General features: G+C 66.6%; 1 protein-coding gene. It reads left to right on the top strand.

The window, feature by feature from the left end; all coding sequences use genetic code 11:
- Positions 1-321: 321 nt before the first annotated feature.
- Positions 322-623 (top strand): hypothetical protein (locus CKO31_RS26360; protein WP_200243951.1); only part of this gene is annotated, 302 nt, incomplete at its 3' end.

Raw genomic sequence — 623 nt, 5'->3', positions numbered from 1 at the left:
GTATCCCGAGCATCATGATCGTACTCGGGAGACCTTCGGCGTCTTCTCAGAACAAGCTGGGGGAATGTCATGTATTGGCCTTTGGTTTCGACCGGTGTCGGCGGCATCTGTCTGGTACTCGCGAAGTACTGGCACCACAGGAGGGAGCGACGGCGGGAGCTGGAATCCGGGGACGGTCGGGAACAGCCGGTTTCGCTGGCGCATGAGGGCCCGCGGTTGCTGGGTCGGCGGCAACCGGTGCTGCGCTCCCGTATCCGATTTCGGTTCTCCCCCCGGTCTCGCGCGGCGTCGGGCTCCGATCGGCGCGGCGGAGAGGGGCTCTTGACTGACGTGGATGCGCCGACGGATGCGCCGACCCTTGCTGCCGGTGCGCTCGACGTATCGCTTCCGGGACCGGTGCGAGAACCATCCTCCTCCTCCGCCAGCCTGCGTCCCGCGACCGGTCGCGAGCGGGTTCCGGACCATCTGCGCGTGGCTCAGGCCTTGGCCTGTGGCGATCTGGCGGCGATGGACACCTTGCTGGATGACATCTGCGACCCGGTGCTGCGCCACCAGCTGATGAATCGCTTGGTGGCGCACTACTACCGGATGCGAGGCGAGGCCCAGTACCGCGCCGCCTTCTA

It is taken from the genome of Thiohalocapsa halophila, assembly GCF_016583825.1.
Classification (GTDB): Bacteria; Pseudomonadota; Gammaproteobacteria; order Chromatiales; family Chromatiaceae; genus Thiohalocapsa; species Thiohalocapsa halophila.
This window is presented reverse-complemented; position numbering and strand designations above follow the sequence as displayed.